The organism is Natronobacterium gregoryi SP2 (genome assembly GCF_000230715.2).
Taxonomy (GTDB): Archaea; Halobacteriota; Halobacteria; order Halobacteriales; family Natrialbaceae; genus Natronobacterium; species Natronobacterium gregoryi.
Genome location: NC_019792.1, coordinates 2,759,594 through 2,775,664, shown reverse-complemented (window position 1 = coordinate 2,775,664; position 16,071 = coordinate 2,759,594). Strand labels below are relative to the sequence as shown.

At 62.7% G+C, this 16,071-nt stretch carries 19 protein-coding genes and 1 pseudogene; 11 read left to right on the top strand and 9 right to left on the bottom strand.

Annotated features, from left to right (window positions below; translation table 11 throughout):
- Positions 1–34 precede the first annotated feature (34 nt).
- Complete coding sequence (locus tag NATGR_RS13845) at positions 35–1,162, top strand: nitric oxide synthase oxygenase (RefSeq protein ID WP_005579126.1); 1,128 nt, start codon at positions 35–37, stop codon at positions 1,160–1,162.
- Here NATGR_RS13845 and NATGR_RS13840 read toward each other — a convergent pair.
- From NATGR_RS13840 to NATGR_RS13830, 3 genes are all read right to left on the bottom strand, one after another.
- Positions 1,159–3,018, bottom strand: a complete 1,860-nt coding sequence (locus tag NATGR_RS13840; protein WP_005579124.1) for a BGTF surface domain-containing protein — start codon at positions 3,016–3,018, stop codon at positions 1,159–1,161. The two genes, NATGR_RS13845 and NATGR_RS13840, sit on opposite strands and share 4 nt — an antisense overlap.
- Positions 3,019–3,218: 200 nt before the next feature.
- Positions 3,219–4,013, bottom strand: coding sequence for an orotidine-5'-phosphate decarboxylase (gene pyrF / locus NATGR_RS13835; protein WP_005579122.1), 795 nt, complete (start codon positions 4,011–4,013; stop codon positions 3,219–3,221).
- A gap of 377 nt (positions 4,014–4,390) precedes the next feature.
- Positions 4,391–4,891, bottom strand: coding sequence for a hypothetical protein (locus tag NATGR_RS13830; protein ID WP_231990892.1), 501 nt, complete (start codon positions 4,889–4,891; stop codon positions 4,391–4,393).
- A gap of 119 nt (positions 4,892–5,010) precedes the next feature.
- On the opposite strand from NATGR_RS13830, the pseudogene NATGR_RS13825 reads away from it, so the two are divergent.
- Positions 5,011–5,124: pseudogene (locus NATGR_RS13825) on the top strand (cupin); the annotation flags it as partial.
- Between the two features lie 37 nt (positions 5,125–5,161).
- Here NATGR_RS13825 and NATGR_RS13820 read toward each other — a convergent pair.
- Entirely contained in the window at positions 5,162–5,986 is an 825-nt protein-coding gene (locus NATGR_RS13820; RefSeq protein ID WP_015233383.1) for an IS5-like element ISNagr1 family transposase, read from the bottom strand.
- A 60-nt stretch (positions 5,987–6,046) separates the two neighbouring features.
- On the opposite strand from NATGR_RS13820, the gene NATGR_RS13815 reads away from it, so the two are divergent.
- Positions 6,047–6,514 carry a gamma carbonic anhydrase family protein gene (locus tag NATGR_RS13815; RefSeq protein WP_005579100.1) on the top strand — a complete coding sequence of 156 codons (468 nt, stop codon included), beginning with the start codon at positions 6,047–6,049 and terminating at the stop codon, positions 6,512–6,514.
- Here NATGR_RS13815 and NATGR_RS13810 read toward each other — a convergent pair.
- Both NATGR_RS13810 and NATGR_RS13805 read right to left on the bottom strand, forming a co-directional pair.
- A complete protein-coding gene (locus NATGR_RS13810; protein WP_005579098.1) occupies positions 6,490–7,017 on the bottom strand; it encodes a hypothetical protein in 528 nt (175 codons plus the stop codon). The genes NATGR_RS13815 and NATGR_RS13810 overlap by 25 nt on opposite strands.
- A 369-nt stretch (positions 7,018–7,386) precedes the next feature.
- Complete coding sequence (locus NATGR_RS13805) at positions 7,387–7,605, bottom strand: hypothetical protein (protein ID WP_005579097.1); 219 nt, start codon at positions 7,603–7,605, stop codon at positions 7,387–7,389.
- 111 nt (positions 7,606–7,716) lie between these two features.
- Here NATGR_RS13805 and NATGR_RS13800 point away from each other — a divergent pair, with 111 nt between their 5' ends.
- The 7 genes from NATGR_RS13800 to NATGR_RS13775 all read left to right on the top strand — a co-directional run bounded on the left by NATGR_RS13800 (position 7,717) and on the right by NATGR_RS13775 (position 12,993).
- Positions 7,717–7,917, top strand: coding sequence for a hypothetical protein (locus tag NATGR_RS13800; RefSeq protein WP_005579095.1), 201 nt, complete (start codon positions 7,717–7,719; stop codon positions 7,915–7,917).
- 41 nt (positions 7,918–7,958) lie between these two features.
- Complete coding sequence (locus NATGR_RS13795; protein ID WP_005579093.1) at positions 7,959–8,411, top strand: RNA-binding protein; 453 nt, start codon at positions 7,959–7,961, stop codon at positions 8,409–8,411.
- Positions 8,412–8,558: 147 nt separating this feature from the next.
- Positions 8,559–9,131 (top strand): copper transporter family protein, encoded by a 573-nt coding sequence (locus NATGR_RS13790; protein ID WP_005579092.1) that lies wholly within the window; start codon positions 8,559–8,561, stop codon positions 9,129–9,131.
- A 93-nt stretch (positions 9,132–9,224) separates the two neighbouring features.
- Entirely contained in the window at positions 9,225–9,371 is a 147-nt protein-coding gene (locus NATGR_RS19530; RefSeq protein WP_015233713.1) for a hypothetical protein, read from the top strand.
- A 156-nt stretch (positions 9,372–9,527) separates the two neighbouring features.
- Positions 9,528–10,655 (top strand): SPFH domain-containing protein, encoded by a 1,128-nt coding sequence (locus NATGR_RS13785; RefSeq protein ID WP_005579090.1) that lies wholly within the window; start codon positions 9,528–9,530, stop codon positions 10,653–10,655.
- A gap of 69 nt (positions 10,656–10,724) precedes the next feature.
- Positions 10,725–11,072, top strand: coding sequence for a hypothetical protein (locus NATGR_RS13780; RefSeq protein WP_005579088.1), 348 nt, complete (start codon positions 10,725–10,727; stop codon positions 11,070–11,072).
- A gap of 163 nt (positions 11,073–11,235) precedes the next feature.
- Positions 11,236–12,993 (top strand): YcaO-like family protein, encoded by a 1,758-nt coding sequence (locus NATGR_RS13775; protein WP_005579086.1) that lies wholly within the window; start codon positions 11,236–11,238, stop codon positions 12,991–12,993.
- Positions 12,994–13,332: 339 nt separating this feature from the next.
- On the opposite strand, the gene NATGR_RS13770 is transcribed toward NATGR_RS13775, so the two are convergent.
- Entirely contained in the window at positions 13,333–14,052 is a 720-nt protein-coding gene (locus tag NATGR_RS13770) for an SDR family oxidoreductase (protein ID WP_005579083.1), read from the bottom strand.
- A 55-nt stretch (positions 14,053–14,107) separates the two neighbouring features.
- Positions 14,108–14,554, bottom strand: a complete 447-nt coding sequence (locus tag NATGR_RS13765) for a response regulator (RefSeq protein WP_005579081.1) — start codon at positions 14,552–14,554, stop codon at positions 14,108–14,110.
- A gap of 334 nt (positions 14,555–14,888) precedes the next feature.
- Here NATGR_RS13765 and NATGR_RS13760 point away from each other — a divergent pair, with 334 nt between their 5' ends.
- Positions 14,889–15,554 (top strand): glycerophosphodiester phosphodiesterase, encoded by a 666-nt coding sequence (locus NATGR_RS13760; RefSeq protein WP_005579079.1) that lies wholly within the window; start codon positions 14,889–14,891, stop codon positions 15,552–15,554.
- Positions 15,555–15,557: 3 nt separating this feature from the next.
- Here NATGR_RS13760 and NATGR_RS13755 read toward each other — a convergent pair whose 3' ends face one another.
- Positions 15,558–15,956 (bottom strand): secondary thiamine-phosphate synthase enzyme YjbQ, encoded by a 399-nt coding sequence (locus NATGR_RS13755; RefSeq protein ID WP_005579077.1) that lies wholly within the window; start codon positions 15,954–15,956, stop codon positions 15,558–15,560.
- Positions 15,957–16,071 lie beyond the last annotated feature (115 nt).

Below are 16,071 nucleotides of genomic sequence, written 5' to 3'. Positions count from 1 at the left end.
CGACGCTAAACTCGTTCACTCCTGCGATCAAAACATGCACGCGCCCGTGCCGGAGCACGACCCGGAGGACTTGTACGCCGAGGCCGAAGCGTTCGTCCGGCAGTGTTACGCCGAACTCGAGAACGAAGACGAGATCGAACCCCGTCTCGCCGAGATCCGCGCCTCGATCGCCGAGTCGGGACACTACGAGCACACGCCCGAAGAACTCGAACACGGTGCGAGGATGGCCTGGCGAAACAGCAACCGCTGTATCGGCCGCCTCTTCTGGGAGACGCTCGACGTGATCGACGCTCGCGACGCAGACGACGCCGAGAGTGTCTACGACGCTCTCTGTCACCACCTCGAGTACGCGACTAACGACGGCGACATTCGGCCGACGATCACCGTGTTCGAACCGATGGTCCGTGGCAAACAGCAGGTCCAGATCTGGAATCACCAGCTCGTTCGCTACGCTGGCTACGAGACCGACGACGGCATCGTCGGCGACCCTGCCGAAGTCGAGTTCACCGAGTACTGTCAGTCTCGCGGGTGGGAGGGTGACGAGACCGACTACGACGTCTTGCCACTCGTCGTCCAGCTCCGAGACAACGAACCGGAACTGTTCGAGGTCCCTGACGATCTCGCCCTCGAGGTGCCGATCCACCACCCCGACCACGACTGGATCGCCGATCTCGACCTCCAATGGTACGCCGTCCCCGTCATCTCGAACATGCGACTCGAGATCGGCGGCCTCCAGTATACGGCCGCGCCGTTCAATGGCTGGTACATGGCGACCGAGATCGCCGCGCGGAACTTCGCCGACGAAGACCGGTACGACGTACTCCCCGCGGTGGCAGACGGACTCGGCCTGGACACCTCTCGGAACCGAGACCTGTGGAAAGACGAGGCGATCGTCGAACTGAACCGTGCAGTGTTACACTCCTACGATCGGACAGGAGTAAGAATCGTCGACCACCACACGGCCGCAGAACAGTTCGAGGCGTTCGAACAACGAGAAGAGCAAGCCGACCGCGAAGTAACCGGCGACTGGTCGTGGCTCATCCCACCGGTGTCGCCAGCGTCGACGCACATTTTCCACAAGAAGTACGAAAACAGAGTCGAAACGCCGAACTACTTCTACCGGGAGCCGCCGTACGAGGACTGCTCGAGTGACTCGTCCTAGCTTCGACCGAACAGCGCCGCTCCGGCCGTGACGAGCAGGGCGAGGACGGCGACTGCAGCGCCGAATCCAGGCATCTCATCCTCGTCTTCGTCTTCGGCTGGGTCGGACCACTCGTCGTCGACATCGGCGGTATCGGCTTCGGTGGCTTCGTCGGCGTCGACGTCGAGTGGCTCGTCGTCGTCCTCGCCGACGATCTGCAGAGTGTCGCTATCGGAGACATCGCCGGCAGCGACGAGCCACTCGACGTCGCTTCCGCCGTCAGTGTCGACGACGAACCGGTCGAGCCACCGCTCGCCCGCCTCGAGAGAGACTGTCGTGTCTTCAACCTCCTCGTCGTCGATGACGACAGTAATGTCGACGTCCACGGATTCGTTGCCCTCGTTTTCGACGGTAACGCCGAGCGAGGCCGCGTCGCCGGCTTCGACTTCGGCGGGTGCGTCGACGTCGAGATCGATCGACGCGGAAAGAACACTCGCAAGAACGGAACTGACCTCGTCCATCAGTGCACCGTCAGCCTCGTAGGCGGTCTGCGCGTCCGGATACGCCTGGAGTTCGAACTCGAGGCCGTGCTCGTACTCGCTGAAGTCGTAACCGGCAGTGAAGCTCCCGTCAGCTTCGACGACGGCGTCGGCAGCGGCTGTAAACGCGTCTGCTGCCCGCGCACTGGTGGTAATCGAGCTTCCAGGGGCGATGTTTGTCGTTCCAGTTACCGTCGCGTTGGCGTCGTTCGACACTGCTTTCGCGTCCTCGGTCCACTCGAGCGTCGGCTCGACGACCTCGAACTCGGTCTCGAGTTCGACCTCGTTGTCGACGAGCGAGCTGTTTTCGTCGACCGCGTACTGCAGGTCGTAGCCACCGACATCGAGGGGGTGTTCGGTGTCGTCGTACTCGAGTTCCAGCATCAAATCCCCGTCGTACCGTTCGTAGTCGGTAGAGACGACGGTCGCGTCGACGTGATACACGTCGTCGTCTGGCGCCGAAACGTCGCTGTCCGTCGACCAGACACGGGATTCGACGTACCACCAGCCCACCTGTTCGACGATCGTCAGTTCGACCATCTCGCCGCCGAGTTCTTCGTCGAGCGATTCGCCTCCGTCGAACTCCCGGACGAGCCCGGAGTAGCCGAAGTCCTCGACGGTCACCAGCAGCGAGTCGCCGGCTGCGACCGCCGACCGGTTGGTGATCGTCGCGTCTCGGTACTCGTCTTTCCCTTCGAGGTCGGCGTCGATCGGCGCAATCGAGGTAGTGATGTTCGTCGGCGGCGTCGGCTCGTCGACAGTAACCGTCGACGTGTCGGTGTCGTAGCCGGATTCGATGACCGGCGTCTCGTACGTGTCGTCGAGTTGGAGACCGGCGACCATTCCGTACTCGTCGGCTGCGAGCCGTTCGTCCGCTGGTGCGGTCGCGTATCGAGTCTCCGTGAGCGAAACGTCGTCCTCGTAGTCGCCGTGGACGTTCCACGACGCCTCGTCGGCCGGCGCGTAGGTGTTGAACTGCAGGATGGCCTCGCCAACGGAGTTACCATCGGTCTCGAACCCAGTGACGGCTTTGAACTGCCCGCCGTCGTAGTCGACGAGCTGGACGTAGCCGGCGTCGGCATGCTCGAGCGAAATCGGAACGTCGATCACGTCACCGCTTTCGCCGGACGCGTCCTCGACGAACTCGATGGACGCGTTCTCGGTCGCGTTCGATTCGGCCGCGCCATCGGCCAGGTCGAGTGACGGCAGCCCCCCGTCGGTCTCCGGCCCGACGCGTTCGTGACCCGGATCGGCTGCCGCGCTACCCGCAACGACCGCGACCGTGGTGAGACCGATCAAAACGAGGATCACCGTCAGGAACGCGGCACGCCCCTTCACACGAAGCAAAGTGGAGGATGTCATATATCTATAGTATTTTGTTCGCGTCGTCGGTTGCTCTCCGATCCACGGAGACGACGCCGGCACGCCGGCACGCCCCCGCTCTCGGTTCGTCGACTCGAGTTGGGTATGCGAAAAATTTCAACTAATGGGAATAAGTCTTCCGGCTGACCGTCGCCAAAAGCAAGTGGAGAAGGAAGCTACCGATACTGGTTCAAACGCTTCTTGAGACGGTTCGCAGCCTGCTTGCTCGCCGTCGCGAACGCTTCGCTGTCTTCTCCCGCGAAGATGATCCCGCGAGAGGAGTTGACCAAGCCGACACCGTCGGCCAGGCCGTACTCGACTGCAGCCTCGGCGTCGCCACCCTGTGCGCCGACGCCGGGAACGAGGAAGGGGAGGGCGGGCACCTGCTCGCGCAGTTCCTCGAGTTCCTCGGGTTTCGTCGCCCCCACCACGAGACCGACGTTGTCGTTCTCGTTCCACAGATCCGCGAGCGCGGCGACGCGTTCGTAGACGGGTTCGCCCGTCTCGAGTTCCAGATCCTGAAGATCCTCGCCGCCCGGGTTCGAGGTGCGACAGAGGACGAACACGCCCGACTCCTCGTCGGCCAGGAACGGCTGGAGCGAATCGCGACCCATGTAGGGGTTGACCGTGATCGCGTCGGCTTTCTCGAGCAGTTGAGCGTACTGGCGCGTCGTATTCCCGATGTCGGCCCGCTTTGCATCCAGCAGGACGGGAACGTTTTTCCCGTGTGCGTAGGCGATGGTCTCCTCGAGGGCACGCCAGCCGTCGGGGTCCTCGTAGAAGGCAGCGTTGGGCTTGTAGGCGGCGGCGTGTTCGTGAGTGGCGTCTATGATCCGCCGGTTAAACGCCCAGCGGGGCAGGTCGTGGTCCTCGAGGTGGTCGGGAATCCGGTCGAGGTCGGGGTCGAGCCCGATGCTGACGACGCTGTCGACCGTCCGGATGCGGTCGTGCAATCGATCGAAGAAGTTCATGACAGCGAGTGAATCGGCGACGGTCGAAAAGGTTGCTATTCCGCATACCGAGAGCGTACCGGTGACGCTGGTAGCGCGGGCTACGTCGCGGTGCGTCGCGGACAAACGCGAGTGGACGCCACTCGAGTGTGGCGGCTGTGGCGGGCCACGCCCGCACTGCGGGAGCGAATCTGGCGGTGTCGCTCGATTCGACCCGTCAGTCGAACTGTCCCGTCCGTGCCGTCCGTTGTCCGGGGTTTCCGCTCTCGTCGCTCGCTGGCGCGCTTCCATCGTGCGATCGGGTGTGTACTGGCTGTCGTACGGTTTACTGTCGTCACTTACCGCCGATCGCCGACCCCGCTCTGGTGAGTTGCGGGAAACAGTTACAGCAATTCGTATCAGTAGCCTCTCGCGTTCGTTGCGTCGATTTCCTCGTCGACAACGTCGTCCTCGTCGCGTTCGTCGGCCACAGGGGACTCGGGAGCCGTAACGGTCTCGTTTCCGGGAGCCTCGCCACGATCGACGTCGACGACGAGGTCGTCTTCGGAGAGAAGGATCGTCACGAGTTGCGTCTCCGACGTGATCGAGACTTCCCTGACCTCCATCGGTTCGTCGTCGAGATCGAACCTGACGATACGGAACCGCTGGTGGGTCCGCTCGAGATGCTGAGGCGACGTCCGGACCTGCGGGGTGACGGAGAAACTCTCCTCGTACGTTTGCCGTCCCGACTCGGTGTCGTAGGCCTCGAGTTGGAGGTTGTACGGGTTGTCGGCTTCGTTCTCGATCTCGATCGGGACGACTCCCTGGAGCCCGAAGTGTTCCTGGACGCCGTCGAGACAGCCTGCGAGTCCGGTCATCGCGACGACGCCGGCCGACTGGAGTACCGTGCGGCGGTTCACGGCCGACAGTCGGGACCGAACGACCGTAGGCGTTACTTTTCCCACCGGTCGCATATAGCGTCGCTTCTGTCGAGGCGTAATAGCATGACACTTATGTTTTCCGTTCGCAAACGGCCCCCATGGAGAAACGCGCCATCGACGACATCGAACTCGAGTTGAGTCCCGACGAGGTCCACTCGGTCAGACGCCCCATATCGAAGGCGCTGGGGTTTACCGACTTCGCGATGAACTACTTGGCCGTGGTGAATCGCCATACGGCGCTTGATTTCGCTAGTTGACGGTACGCTTGATGTTGTATACGGCACACATTAGGACGATTTCACGGAACTCACGATACCAGCTTCGCGCACGCACGGCGTCGCCGAGCGTGCGCTTGATCACCGAGAAGACGGTCTCAGACAACGCTCTCTGGCCGTAGAGAGTCCCATCGATCCGCGCGTTATGCGCGTGATCGATGGGACGGAACTCTCGATGCTTGATCAGCGGTCTTACGTCCTCTTCCCGGAGTTTATCACGGAACCGTTGCCAGTCGTAGCCTTTGTCGGCGGCGAGGCTGTGCAACTCGCCAGCGTTGCGGCGGGCGAGTTGCCAGCCGATCTGCGTGTCGTGACGTTTCTTGGTTGTGCAGTGAACGTCGAGGATAGCTTGTGACTCAGTATCGACCAGAGCCGTTGTTTTGAGCGTCTGAACGCGGTAATTCGTCCGTCGGCAGTAGTGTTTGCTCGCGTTTTCGCGGTCGAAAAACGTCGCATCCATCGCCGCATGGCCAGATGGCTCGTGCAGCTGCGCCGACAGGCGCAGCAGCACTCGCCAGACTGCCATCTTGATCCTATCAAATGCTTTCACTAGCGTAGAGTGATCAGGGAGATCGGCCTCCTCAAGGCCGATCTCCGCCAGTATTTGTGGCATCTCGCTCAACAGGTCAAGTGCTTCCCGGTAGGATTTCTCCAAGTAAATCCGCAGACAGTGCAGCGAAACGACGGCGTAGTCGGCGAATCCGCCGCCACCCTGCGGGGCGGCGGATTCGCCTCGGCCACCAACAGCACTTTTAGCCAACGTCACGACCTTCCCAGTGAAGCGGGAAATTTTGGACATAGAGCATCCGCCGTTTCCCGCTTCAACTCCCTAGTTCTGACGGTCGAAGTCTATGCAGTCATGCGATTCACCAGAGCCGAGGCGACCGTCGTCGGAGACGTCACGGTCGGTGCCGACGCGAGCGTCTGGCCGGGCGTCGTTCTCCGGGGCGACGTCGGGCCGGTTCGGATCGGTCGCCAAGCCCACGTCGGCGACAACGCCACGTTACACGCCGCCGTACTCGAGGACCGCGTGATGGTCGGCCACGGGGCGGTGCTCAACGAGGCAACCGTCGATGAGAGTGCATTGATCGGGTTCAACGCGACGATAAACACGGCTGCGACGATCGGCACCGGGAGCATCGTCGCTGCAGGAACGGTCGTTCCCGATGGCTATGACGTCCCGCCGGAATCGTTCGTTCGTGGCGTCCCGGCAGAGATCACGCCGCTCGAGGAGACGGGCATCGACGCCGAGGCGGTCTTCGAGGAGTACTCCTCGGGGGAGTACACGAACCTCGCTCAGCGTCACGAAGCACTGTTCGGGGAGTGATGGGTCTGGTCGGGGGAGGCCTGAATCTCGAAGATTTCCTCGTACAGCGACGCCGCGAGCCGATCCAGGTTCTCTTCTGCCTCGCCCGCGTCCATCGTATCGCTGACGCCCTGCCACTCGATGGAAAGTTGCGTCATCGGGATGACGGGAACACCGCCGATGGTAACGTCACCGTCGGGCGTATGGACGGTCCACTCCGTTCTCGACCCTTCCGCACTGCGGGTGACGTCTTCGATCGTGCCGCCAGCGTCTGCCCACCGTTCGACGAGACCGTCGGTGAGACGCCGTAGTTGTCGTTCACCCAGCAAGTGGACGACGAATCCGCCGGCCGTCAGGACGAGAAACGCGACGGCCGCCACGGGAACCCCGCCGTAGGGGACGTTCACCGACGCTGCAAGCGCCGCGACTGCGACGACCAGACCGACCACGCGTAGGTCCCACGCGGTCGGTACTGTCCCACTCCAGACCGTTTTCGACTCCCCAGCAGACTGCTCGAGTGCCATCTTGCTCGGGTCTGATGGGGTCGGAGGGATAGCTGTTCGCCTGTCCCAGTGTCATCTTTATACGCCCTCTTAACTACCAACTCTATTTCGAGTAAGTGGCAGACGACGAACTGTAAAACAGCGGCTTGTGGTGGCTCTGTCGGAACCAAACTGGTGGCGACGGCGGCACACTCTTGAACGTGCGCTCAACCAGCGGGATGTTGAACGTGAACGGAGGCTATGCTCCTGGTTCGACTGTGGCTAGTACTCCGCCAAGCGTCGACTGATGAGTGAAACCAGACGACTGCATTCGGTTTCACTCATCTGTTCAGGCTTGCCAAAGCATTAGATCGGGAGTCCACGCTGACTCCCACTGCTACGGTGGGTAGCTCAAGCGCCCGTTTTCCGGGCTCCCCACCATCTCTCGAGTGCGTGCAAGAAGAGATACACTACGAGAAACCCACCCAGGAACAGTGGTCCGAGGAGGAAGCCGACCGCAGCCGTACAGAGTGCCCAGCCGATTGGGCTGTCGGTATCGCGGGCGACCGCGTCGGCGTAGACTGCATACGCGCCCAGAAGCGTCAACAGGGGGGTCAGAATTGTGAACATGATACGGAACTAACTGGTCGAATCTGATAATAGTTTCGTCGGAACGGCGTCGGTCACGGTCGCCGATTCGCGAATCAGTCCATTTTTACCGACTGCCGGGGAACGACCACTATGAGCTTCGAGGAAGACGACCAGGTCGTCCTGCACGACGAACACAGCGAGTTCGACGGAGAGACCGGCACGATCACCCAGACGATGGAATCGATGTTCGGCGACGTCACCTACACCGTCAGCTTCGAGGACGGCCAAGAGGCCGGCGTCCCCGAGGACGCTCTCGAGGCGGCCGACGGCGACGAGGACGACGAGGAATAGTCGGACAGACGCCCGTACTCGAGTCGCCACCGCTTACTGTAATGCCACAGATACCGCTTCACTACGTCGACTTACGGACGTTCTGTTACGCCACCGAGGACGAGAAACGCGTCGAGGAGGCGCTCCGAACCTTTCTCCCCGAGAGCGAAGACGACGAGCCGTTCGAACTCGAGCGCACCGAGAGCGAGGGCCACTACGGCGACCGAATTCTCGTCTTCTCGGCCCGCGTCGAGAACGCCGACGAGGTCAGGCACGTCCTTTCGAGACTCGCCGACCTCGAGGAGTTCGACCGATTGATCGACGAACTGGACGAACGGGTCACCGAGAACACCGAACTGTTCTTGCGTCTCGACAAGCAGGCCGCCTTCGAGGGCAACGTCCGGCTCGGCGAGGGAATCACGTTCCGCGGGAAAGTCGAAGCCTACCCCGCGAAAAAAGAGCAGGCAGTCGAGAACGCGGAGGAAGTTCTCGAGCGACTGCGAGACGAGGAGTAGCTTTCGGCAGCAGTATCCGTCGAGACCAGCATCTACTTTTCTGATCAGCTAGTAGCGTCCCAACCGTCGACTGACGGGTCGAATCGAGCCACACCGCCAGATTCGACCCATCAGTTCAGGCTTGGCCCGCCACTAGTTGTCGAGTGTATGTCGGTGACCGGTAGCTCCGCACTCTCGATCTTTCTCCTTCTATTCGCACTGGTCGCGTTCTATCGGGCAGTCAGGTCGTATAGACGGTCTCGATGGATCGCCTCGGTCGTCTCGAATACGGAATCGAATCCGGGAAGCGGCGGAAAGACGACCGTGCGTGGGGCAGTTAGCGTCACCGATCCGGCGACAGTACCGCGGGAACCACCGTCCGAAGCGGTCGTCGACAGCGGACGACCTGCGCTCGTCCCGTGGCGGATTCGGCGGAAAATTCGAACGGGCGGGAAACGGACGTCGTCTCGATGGCGAACCGTCGAAGGGGGTCTTGCAGCCGGTGACTTTTCCGTTCTGCAGGACGGCCGGTACGTACGCGTACCGGGTGACGAACTGACCACGGACGAGGACGAAACCGTCGACCCGTTCGACGCGTCGAACCTCTCCCTCGGTGATCCGGAGATCGACGCTCGTCTTGGTGATCCCGACCCCGTGCCGAACCTTCTGGAGCGTATCGGACTCCTCGGTACGGACGGACTGCTACGCAACGTCGACGTCTCGATCAGTATCGGACGGTAGACGCTAACACCCGATCGGTATCAGGCCGTCTACGTCTCGGAGGGTGACGAAATCGCGATCGAAGGGACCCTGACCGAGACCGCGTCCGATCCGATGTTTCAACTCGACGACGACCCGTCGATCGTCGCCGGGGAAAACGTCGCAAAGACAGTCAGAAAACTCCGTCTCAGAGCCGCCAAACAGGTCGGGATCGGTATACTCGCGGTCGCAATCGTCGAACGTCTCTTTGCTCTTCTGTGATAGTTTCTGTCTCGAGCAGTCGATAACTGGGCCGATCGCTCTATCTCGTCGTTACTATCGGCACGGTCTGGTAATCGAACTCACTGTTCGGTTTTCCGACAAGATCCGACGTCGTTACGGCCAAGAGTTATTCGTTCTGAGACCGTATCATACACGATGACACACCTCTCACTCGTTCCCCTGCAGGTAGACGTCGGCGATCCCCTGTTGGTCGTCGGCGGATTAGCCATTTTGCTCGTTGTCACGACCGTCTACTCGATGGTCGAGATCGTCGACGCCTACAACAGGGGCGCGCTCACCGTCTTCGGCGAGTACCGCAAACTGCTCGAGCCAGGGCTGAACATCATCCCACCGTTCGTCTCTCGGGTCTATACGTTCGACATGCGGACACAGACGATCGACGTGCCGAGCCAGGAGGCGATCACGCGGGACAACTCGCCCGTGACCGCAGACGCCGTCGTCTACATCCGCGTAATGAACGCCAAACGGGCGTTCCTCGAGGTCGACGACTACCAGCGGGCGGTGTCGAACCTCGCCCAGACCACCCTGCGTGCGGTGATCGGCGACATGGAACTCGACGACACCCTCTCCCGTCGGGAGATGATCAACGAGCGAATCCGTACCGAACTCGACGAACCCACAGACGAGTGGGGCATCCGCGTCGAGAGCGTCGAAGTCCGCGAAGTGACGCCTTCGCGGGACGTCAAGGGCGCAATGGAACAGCAGACCTCCGCGGAGCGAAAGCGCCGTGCGATGATTCTCGAGGCACAGGGTGAACGCCGCAGTGCCATCGAGAAAGCTGAGGGGCAGAAACAATCGAACATCATCCGTGCCCAGGGTGAGAAACAGAGCCAGATCCTCGAGGCACAGGGTGACGCGATTTCGACGGTCCTGCGCGCTCGCTCGGCCAAGTCGATGGGCGAACGCGCGGTCATCGACAAGGGGATGGACGCGCTGACCGAGATCGGCCAGAGCGAGTCGACGACGTTTGTCCTTCCGCAAGAACTGTCCTCGATGGTCGGCCGGTACGGCAAACACCTCACGGGCAGCGATGTCGAAGAACAGGACGGCAAACTCGAGAGCCTCGAGTTCGACGAAGAGACCCGCGAACTGATCGGACTCGACGACATCGCCGAGATCATCGGCGAAATCGAGGACACCGATGTGGACGTCGAGGCGATGGAACAGGAGGCCGAAGCGATCAAGGAAGGAGAAGATATGCCCACAGACGGCGGCGACGTCATCGACGTGCCAGAGACACAACAGGACGGCGACGGCTCCTGAGCGCTCGAGTCGTTCGCACGAATTGACGGTCACCGGACGAGTTACGGCCGAGAAGCCAGCACTGATCGTATGGTCTCACAGAGAACCGGGGCGATCGTCGATCTCGTTGTGAACGTCGCGACGTTTCTGGCGGTCGTCAGATACGCTCGATCCGACGAGACAGCACAGTCTCGTACCTGGTTCGCGGCCGGATTCGTCCAGGGGTCTCTCTCGCGTGCCGTCGCCGACCGGGAACTACTCGGCCCAGACCGTCGGCTGCGGTGGCTCGGTGCAGCGGCGCTTGTGGGCGTCCTCGAGGGAGTTAGTCCGACGGAATCGAATCGTGCTGCCTGGAGTACGATTGCGGGTCATTCTCTCGGCGTGATCGTCTATCGGCTGTGGTACGGCGTCGTGGGGCCGTTACCGGGCGACACGTAGTTTCCGATCCACCCCGGCCGGTGAATTAGACGGCTTACTGTCAGTCAATTCTGGCGCGACCGCAGGAGGGCTCGCGGTCGCATCGGTACATCGGGACAGCAGTCCGTATCAGTCGTCCGGAACGAGCGCGGCTCTTTTCTCCCCTGCGCGAGACGGATCGAGTATGCAAGTCCACGTCGTCGGTGACGATCCGGTCAGGTCGGCTCTCGTCGCCGCACTCAGTGACGTCGACGTCGCAGTCGAGGAGGCAACGCCGGACGAACTCGCTGACGCCCGGTTTGCCGTTGTCAGCGACGTTACCGGTGCCGAGACGTTCGAACGAGCGAACGAGGCCACGCGAGCGGGGTCGACCCCGTGGATCGCCGTCGAAATCGGCGGCGTCGGCGGCCACCCGCTTTCGGACGTCGACGCGGCCGTCTCGGGATTCGCACCGGGTGCTGGAGCCGGCTGCTTCGACTGTCTCCGTGCACGAGTCGCCTCCCACACCAAGAGTCAGGTCGACGACCCACAGGCCGATCGAAGCGCTGCACGACTTGCCGGTGCTATCGCAGGCCGGGAGTGTGTGCGCGTCTTCTCGGGGACCGACGACTCGATCATCGGGCGGGTCGTCGAACTCCCGCATCGACGTCGACGTTTCTTCCCCGTCCCGGGCTGTGCGTGCGACGAGAGCGACCGCGAACGAGGACTCGAGCGCGACGACGAGGCGGTGCCGCTCGAGGGTGCGGTCGAACACGCCGACGTGGCGATCGACGAGCGGGCCGGCCTGATCGAGAGCATCGGCGAGATAGAGTCGTTCCCGGTGCCGTACTATCTCGCGACGAACGCGGACACGACCGCATACAGTGACGCCAGCGCACCCAGCCAGGCCGCTGGCGTCGCCGACGACTGGAACGAGGCACTGATGAAAGCCGTCGGCGAAGCCCTCGAGCGGTACTGTTCGGGGGTCTACCGGGAGTCGGAGTTCGTCCACGAGTGCGAAGCCGTCCTCGAGAACGCACTGTCGCCGACGGATATGGTACGACCCGAGAGCGCTCCCGAGTACGATCCTGCCGACGACTGTCGGTGGGTGCCCGGCGAGAACCTCGAGACGGGCGAGGAGGTGCACGTGCCGGCTGCGGCGGTCCAGTTCCCACAGCCCGACACGCGTCTCGTCCCCGCGATTACGACAGGGCTCGGGCTAGGCTCGTCGACGGTCGACGCCCTGCTGTCGGGGCTGACCGAGGTGATCGAACGCGACGCGACGATGCTCGCCTGGTACTCGACGTTCGAGCCGCTAGGGCTGTCCGTGTCTGACGACCGGTTCGAAACTCTCGAGAAACGCGCCGCGAGCGAGGGACTGTCGGTGACGCCGCTGCTCGTCACGCAGGATGTCGACGTGCCAGTCGTAGCTGTCGCCGTCCACCGTGAGCTGGACGACGCACCCGTCGAGGCAGACGAAGCCGACTGGCCCGCCTTCGCGACTGGCTCCGCGGCCGGACTCGACCCCATCGACGCCGCGGTCTCGGCGCTCGAGGAAGCACTCCAGAACTGGATGGAGCTACGGAACCTCGGCCCGGCTGACGCCGCGGAAGCGTCGGGTGCGATCGACGAGTACGCCGCATTCCCCGGCCCCGTCCAGGAGTTCGTCGCCGTGGATCGGACGGTTCCCGCCGAGAGCGTCGGTCCCGACTCCGTCCCGTCGGGAGCTGATCGCCTCGAGGCGGTCGTCGAGCGGACGGTCGACGCTGGACTGACGCCGTACGCGGTACGGCTGACCACCAGAGACGTCGAGCAACTGGGCTTCGAGGCGGTCCGCGTGGTCGTCCCCGGCGCACAGCCGCTGTTTACCGGCGAGCCGTCTTTCGGCGACAGGGCGCGGACAGTACCCGCAGAGCTTGGGTTCGAACCTCGACTCGATCGGCCGTTCCATCCCTATCCATAGTGCCTGCCGTCTCGAGTCCACGTCTCCGAGCAAGAGCACAGGTCTCATCGGACGGTTGGGTGGACAATCCGTCACGTTCGTCGATCGACGTCACGTGGCGAGTGGTGGCGGTCCGTTTCGGGGTCGACGATGCGGTTGCTGGCAGTTGTCACGGGGACGCTTCCAGGCTCTTTCGAGACTCGGGACCTCGTGGACGGTCGCCTGGGTGTGTGAAAGGCGGCCACTCGAGTCCGCCCAGAGTCGGTCACTGACGGCCGTCGGCGAACGTCTCGTACGGACTGCTGTCCGTCGATGACGATGCAACCGTGCTCTTCTCAGAAACGTGGTGGGAAATCCGTATCAGGCCTCGCCGTAGACTGGAACTGCTGCACCGCTGGTCACTGCCGCGGCGTCGCTACAGAGAAAGACCATCACGTCCGCGATTTCCGCCGGCTCAACCCACGAATCGTGAGCCGCGTCTGGCATCATTTCACGGTTCATCGGCGTGTCGATCACACTCGGCATCACGCAGTTGGCCCGGACGGCTCCCGCGTTTTCTTCGGCGAGCGTCTCGGTCAGCAGCCGGATGCCTGCCTTCGAGATCCGATACGGGCCGTCACCCTCACCACCCTCGAGCGAGGAACGAGCACTGACGCTGACGATCGCTCCCTCCGACTCCTCGAGCTGTGGCAAGGCGTGTTTCGACGTGAGAAACGCCGTTTTCAGGTTGACGTCCAGCAAGAACTCGAACTCCGCGATGTCGGTCTCCCCGATCGGATCGCCGCCGCGCCACGTTCCGGCAACGTTCAGCAAGTGATCGATACGACCGTGGTCGTCGACGACCCGGTCGACGAGGTCTGCGACATCGTCTTCGTCGGTCAGGTCCGTCTCGTAGAACTCGGTTCGATCGTCTGGCTCGAGCAGACTCTCTTCTTCGTCCGGTGCGACGACGTCGACGGCACAGACGGTTGCACCCGCGTCGCGAAAGCGATCGACGACTGCGCTTCCCAGCGCACCGCTTGCACCCGTGACGACGGCGACGGTTCCCTCGAAGTCGAACTCGACGGTACTCGACGTCATACACCAACTACCACGGCCGAACGCATCAATCCATGGGCATGGGCAGGCCCCAATCCTACGGCGACCTCCGCGGGAGCACGGCCTGTTCGAACCAGAACTCCGCGATCGCCGCTACCATCGCGGTATACTCGTCGGGGTCGGTCGGTTTGGTCAGATAGGCGTTGGCCGCGAGGTCGTAACTCTCGCGGACGTCGTCGCAGGCGCTCGATTCGGCAAGGACGAGCACCGGCAGCCGTGCGAGGCCGTCGTCGGCCCGGAGCGTCTCGAGGAACTCGAATCCGTCCATCCGGCGAAGATCGAGACCGAGAAGAACCAGGTGGGGAACGGCCGCGCGGTCTGTGTCGCGCCGGTGGCGAAGAACGTCGACGGCGTCGGCACCGTCGCCGATCACGGTCAACGTGACGTCGACCGAGAGTTCACCGAACGCTCCCCGAACGAGTCGCACGTCGCTCGTCTCGTCCTCGACGAGCAGTATTTCGAACGAGTCCTCGACACTCGTCATCGATCGATCGTCACTGTGCGGCGATGGTGTGGGAGGTGTCGCACAGACATGGAAGCGGTGAACTCGGCTCAGTATTCTACTCGGTTAAGAGTATTTCCTATAAGATTTGGAACGACCTGGTCGAACGACAGCCGGCCCAGTGATACGGACTGCTGTCCCGATGTACCGGCCGCGACCGCAGGCGGACTCGCGGTCGCGCCGGAACTGACTGACAGCAAACCGTATGAAACGACCGATTGTCGGGAACTCGAGGCCATGTACCGACATCGACCAGACCACCGAAAACACCGTTCCGGCGAGTAACGTAAACCCACCACAGCCGTACTGGAGACGAATGCGACTGATCGCTCATCGCGGGTTCGCGTCGACGGCACCCGAGAACACGATCAGTGCGATCCGGTCGGCCACGGACCGTGCGGACGCCGTCGAGTTCGATGTCCGACGCTGTGGGTCCGGCGAACTCGTCGTCATCCACGACGAGACGATCGATCGCATCACCGACGGGGCCGGCCATGTCGCCGACACGACGCTCGCGGAACTCGAGCGCTACACCGTCCTCGAGTCGGACGAACGAATCCCCACGCTCCCCGAGTTGCTCGAGGCCGTGCCACGAGCCGCCGAGGTCAACCTCGAGTTGAAAACGCTCGGGATCGCGGTGGACGTCCTCGCGGCACTCGAAGCAGCCGACCTCGAGAACCGAGTGGTGACGACCTCGTTTCTCGAGTCCGAACTCCGGGCGATCCGCGAGCTCGATCCCGATCAGCCAACCGGACTCCTGGTCAGTCGCCACACGAAGCGGCCGGTGACGACGGCCGTCGAACTCGACTGCGACGTCATCGGCGCGAACTACTGGCGGTGCCTGTCGACGCGACTCGTCCCACGCGCGAAGCGGGTCGGACTCGAGGTCCACGCCTGGTCGATCGAGCGCCGTCTCACGGCGACACTGCTCGAATATCGTGGTGTCGACTGCGTGTCGGCGGATCGGCCGCTCCAGGTTTGAGCGTCACGGGTCTATGCCTTCCGCGACCGTCACCGACACGGTCCGCGTTCGCGGCCCGTCACACTCGACGAGCAGGATCGATTGCCAGGTCCCGAGCGCGAGTCGGCCGTCCTCGACGGGAACCGTCACGTCCGGGCCCAGCAGCGTCGCACGCAGATGCGAGTCGGCGTTGCCGTCTAGCTGGTCGTGGGCGTGTCCCTCGTCGGGGACGAGTTCCGAGAGAAACGACTCGAGGTCTTCGCGCAGTCGCGGCTCGGTCTCCTGGACGGCGAGGCCGGCCGTGGTGTGACCGACGAACGCGGTGCAGGTCCCCGACTCGAGGTCGTCTGGAACGGCCTTGGCGACGCGGTCGGTGACGTCGACGGTCGTCAGTCGCGAATCGGTTTCGACTGGAAACGTCATACGCGACTTACGCGTGCCACTGTGTCGTCGTTTGTGGTCATTGGTCTCTTGCATAACAGAGTGCAACAGATAGCAATAACCATCAAAAATGGTGTAAAGAGGGCCAAATGTAATA

Coding starts and splice junctions, on each gene's coding strand:
- NATGR_RS13780 (WP_005579088.1), top strand. CDS start 10,725: ATGGTCTCACAGAGAACCGGGGCGATCGTCGATCTCGTTGTGAACGTC.
- NATGR_RS13815 (WP_005579100.1), top strand. CDS start 6,047: ATGCGATTCACCAGAGCCGAGGCGACCGTCGTCGGAGACGTCACGGTC.
- NATGR_RS13785 (WP_005579090.1), top strand. CDS start 9,528: ATGACACACCTCTCACTCGTTCCCCTGCAGGTAGACGTCGGCGATCCC.
- NATGR_RS13795 (WP_005579093.1), top strand. CDS start 7,959: ATGCCACAGATACCGCTTCACTACGTCGACTTACGGACGTTCTGTTAC.
- NATGR_RS13800 (WP_005579095.1), top strand. CDS start 7,717: ATGAGCTTCGAGGAAGACGACCAGGTCGTCCTGCACGACGAACACAGC.
- pyrF (WP_005579122.1), bottom strand. CDS start 4,013: ATGAACTTCTTCGATCGATTGCACGACCGCATCCGGACGGTCGACAGC.
- NATGR_RS19530 (WP_015233713.1), top strand. CDS start 9,225: ATGTTTCAACTCGACGACGACCCGTCGATCGTCGCCGGGGAAAACGTC.
- NATGR_RS13760 (WP_005579079.1), top strand. CDS start 14,889: ATGCGACTGATCGCTCATCGCGGGTTCGCGTCGACGGCACCCGAGAAC.
- NATGR_RS13775 (WP_005579086.1), top strand. CDS start 11,236: ATGCAAGTCCACGTCGTCGGTGACGATCCGGTCAGGTCGGCTCTCGTC.
- NATGR_RS13765 (WP_005579081.1), bottom strand. CDS start 14,554: ATGACGAGTGTCGAGGACTCGTTCGAAATACTGCTCGTCGAGGACGAG.
- NATGR_RS13770 (WP_005579083.1), bottom strand. CDS start 14,052: ATGACGTCGAGTACCGTCGAGTTCGACTTCGAGGGAACCGTCGCCGTC.
- NATGR_RS13790 (WP_005579092.1), top strand. CDS start 8,559: ATGTCGGTGACCGGTAGCTCCGCACTCTCGATCTTTCTCCTTCTATTC.
- NATGR_RS13805 (WP_005579097.1), bottom strand. CDS start 7,605: ATGTTCACAATTCTGACCCCCCTGTTGACGCTTCTGGGCGCGTATGCA.
- NATGR_RS13755 (WP_005579077.1), bottom strand. CDS start 15,956: ATGACGTTTCCAGTCGAAACCGATTCGCGACTGACGACCGTCGACGTC.
- NATGR_RS13845 (WP_005579126.1), top strand. CDS start 35: ATGCACGCGCCCGTGCCGGAGCACGACCCGGAGGACTTGTACGCCGAG.
- NATGR_RS13820 (WP_015233383.1), bottom strand. CDS start 5,986: ATGTCCAAAATTTCCCGCTTCACTGGGAAGGTCGTGACGTTGGCTAAA.
- NATGR_RS13810 (WP_005579098.1), bottom strand. CDS start 7,017: ATGGCACTCGAGCAGTCTGCTGGGGAGTCGAAAACGGTCTGGAGTGGG.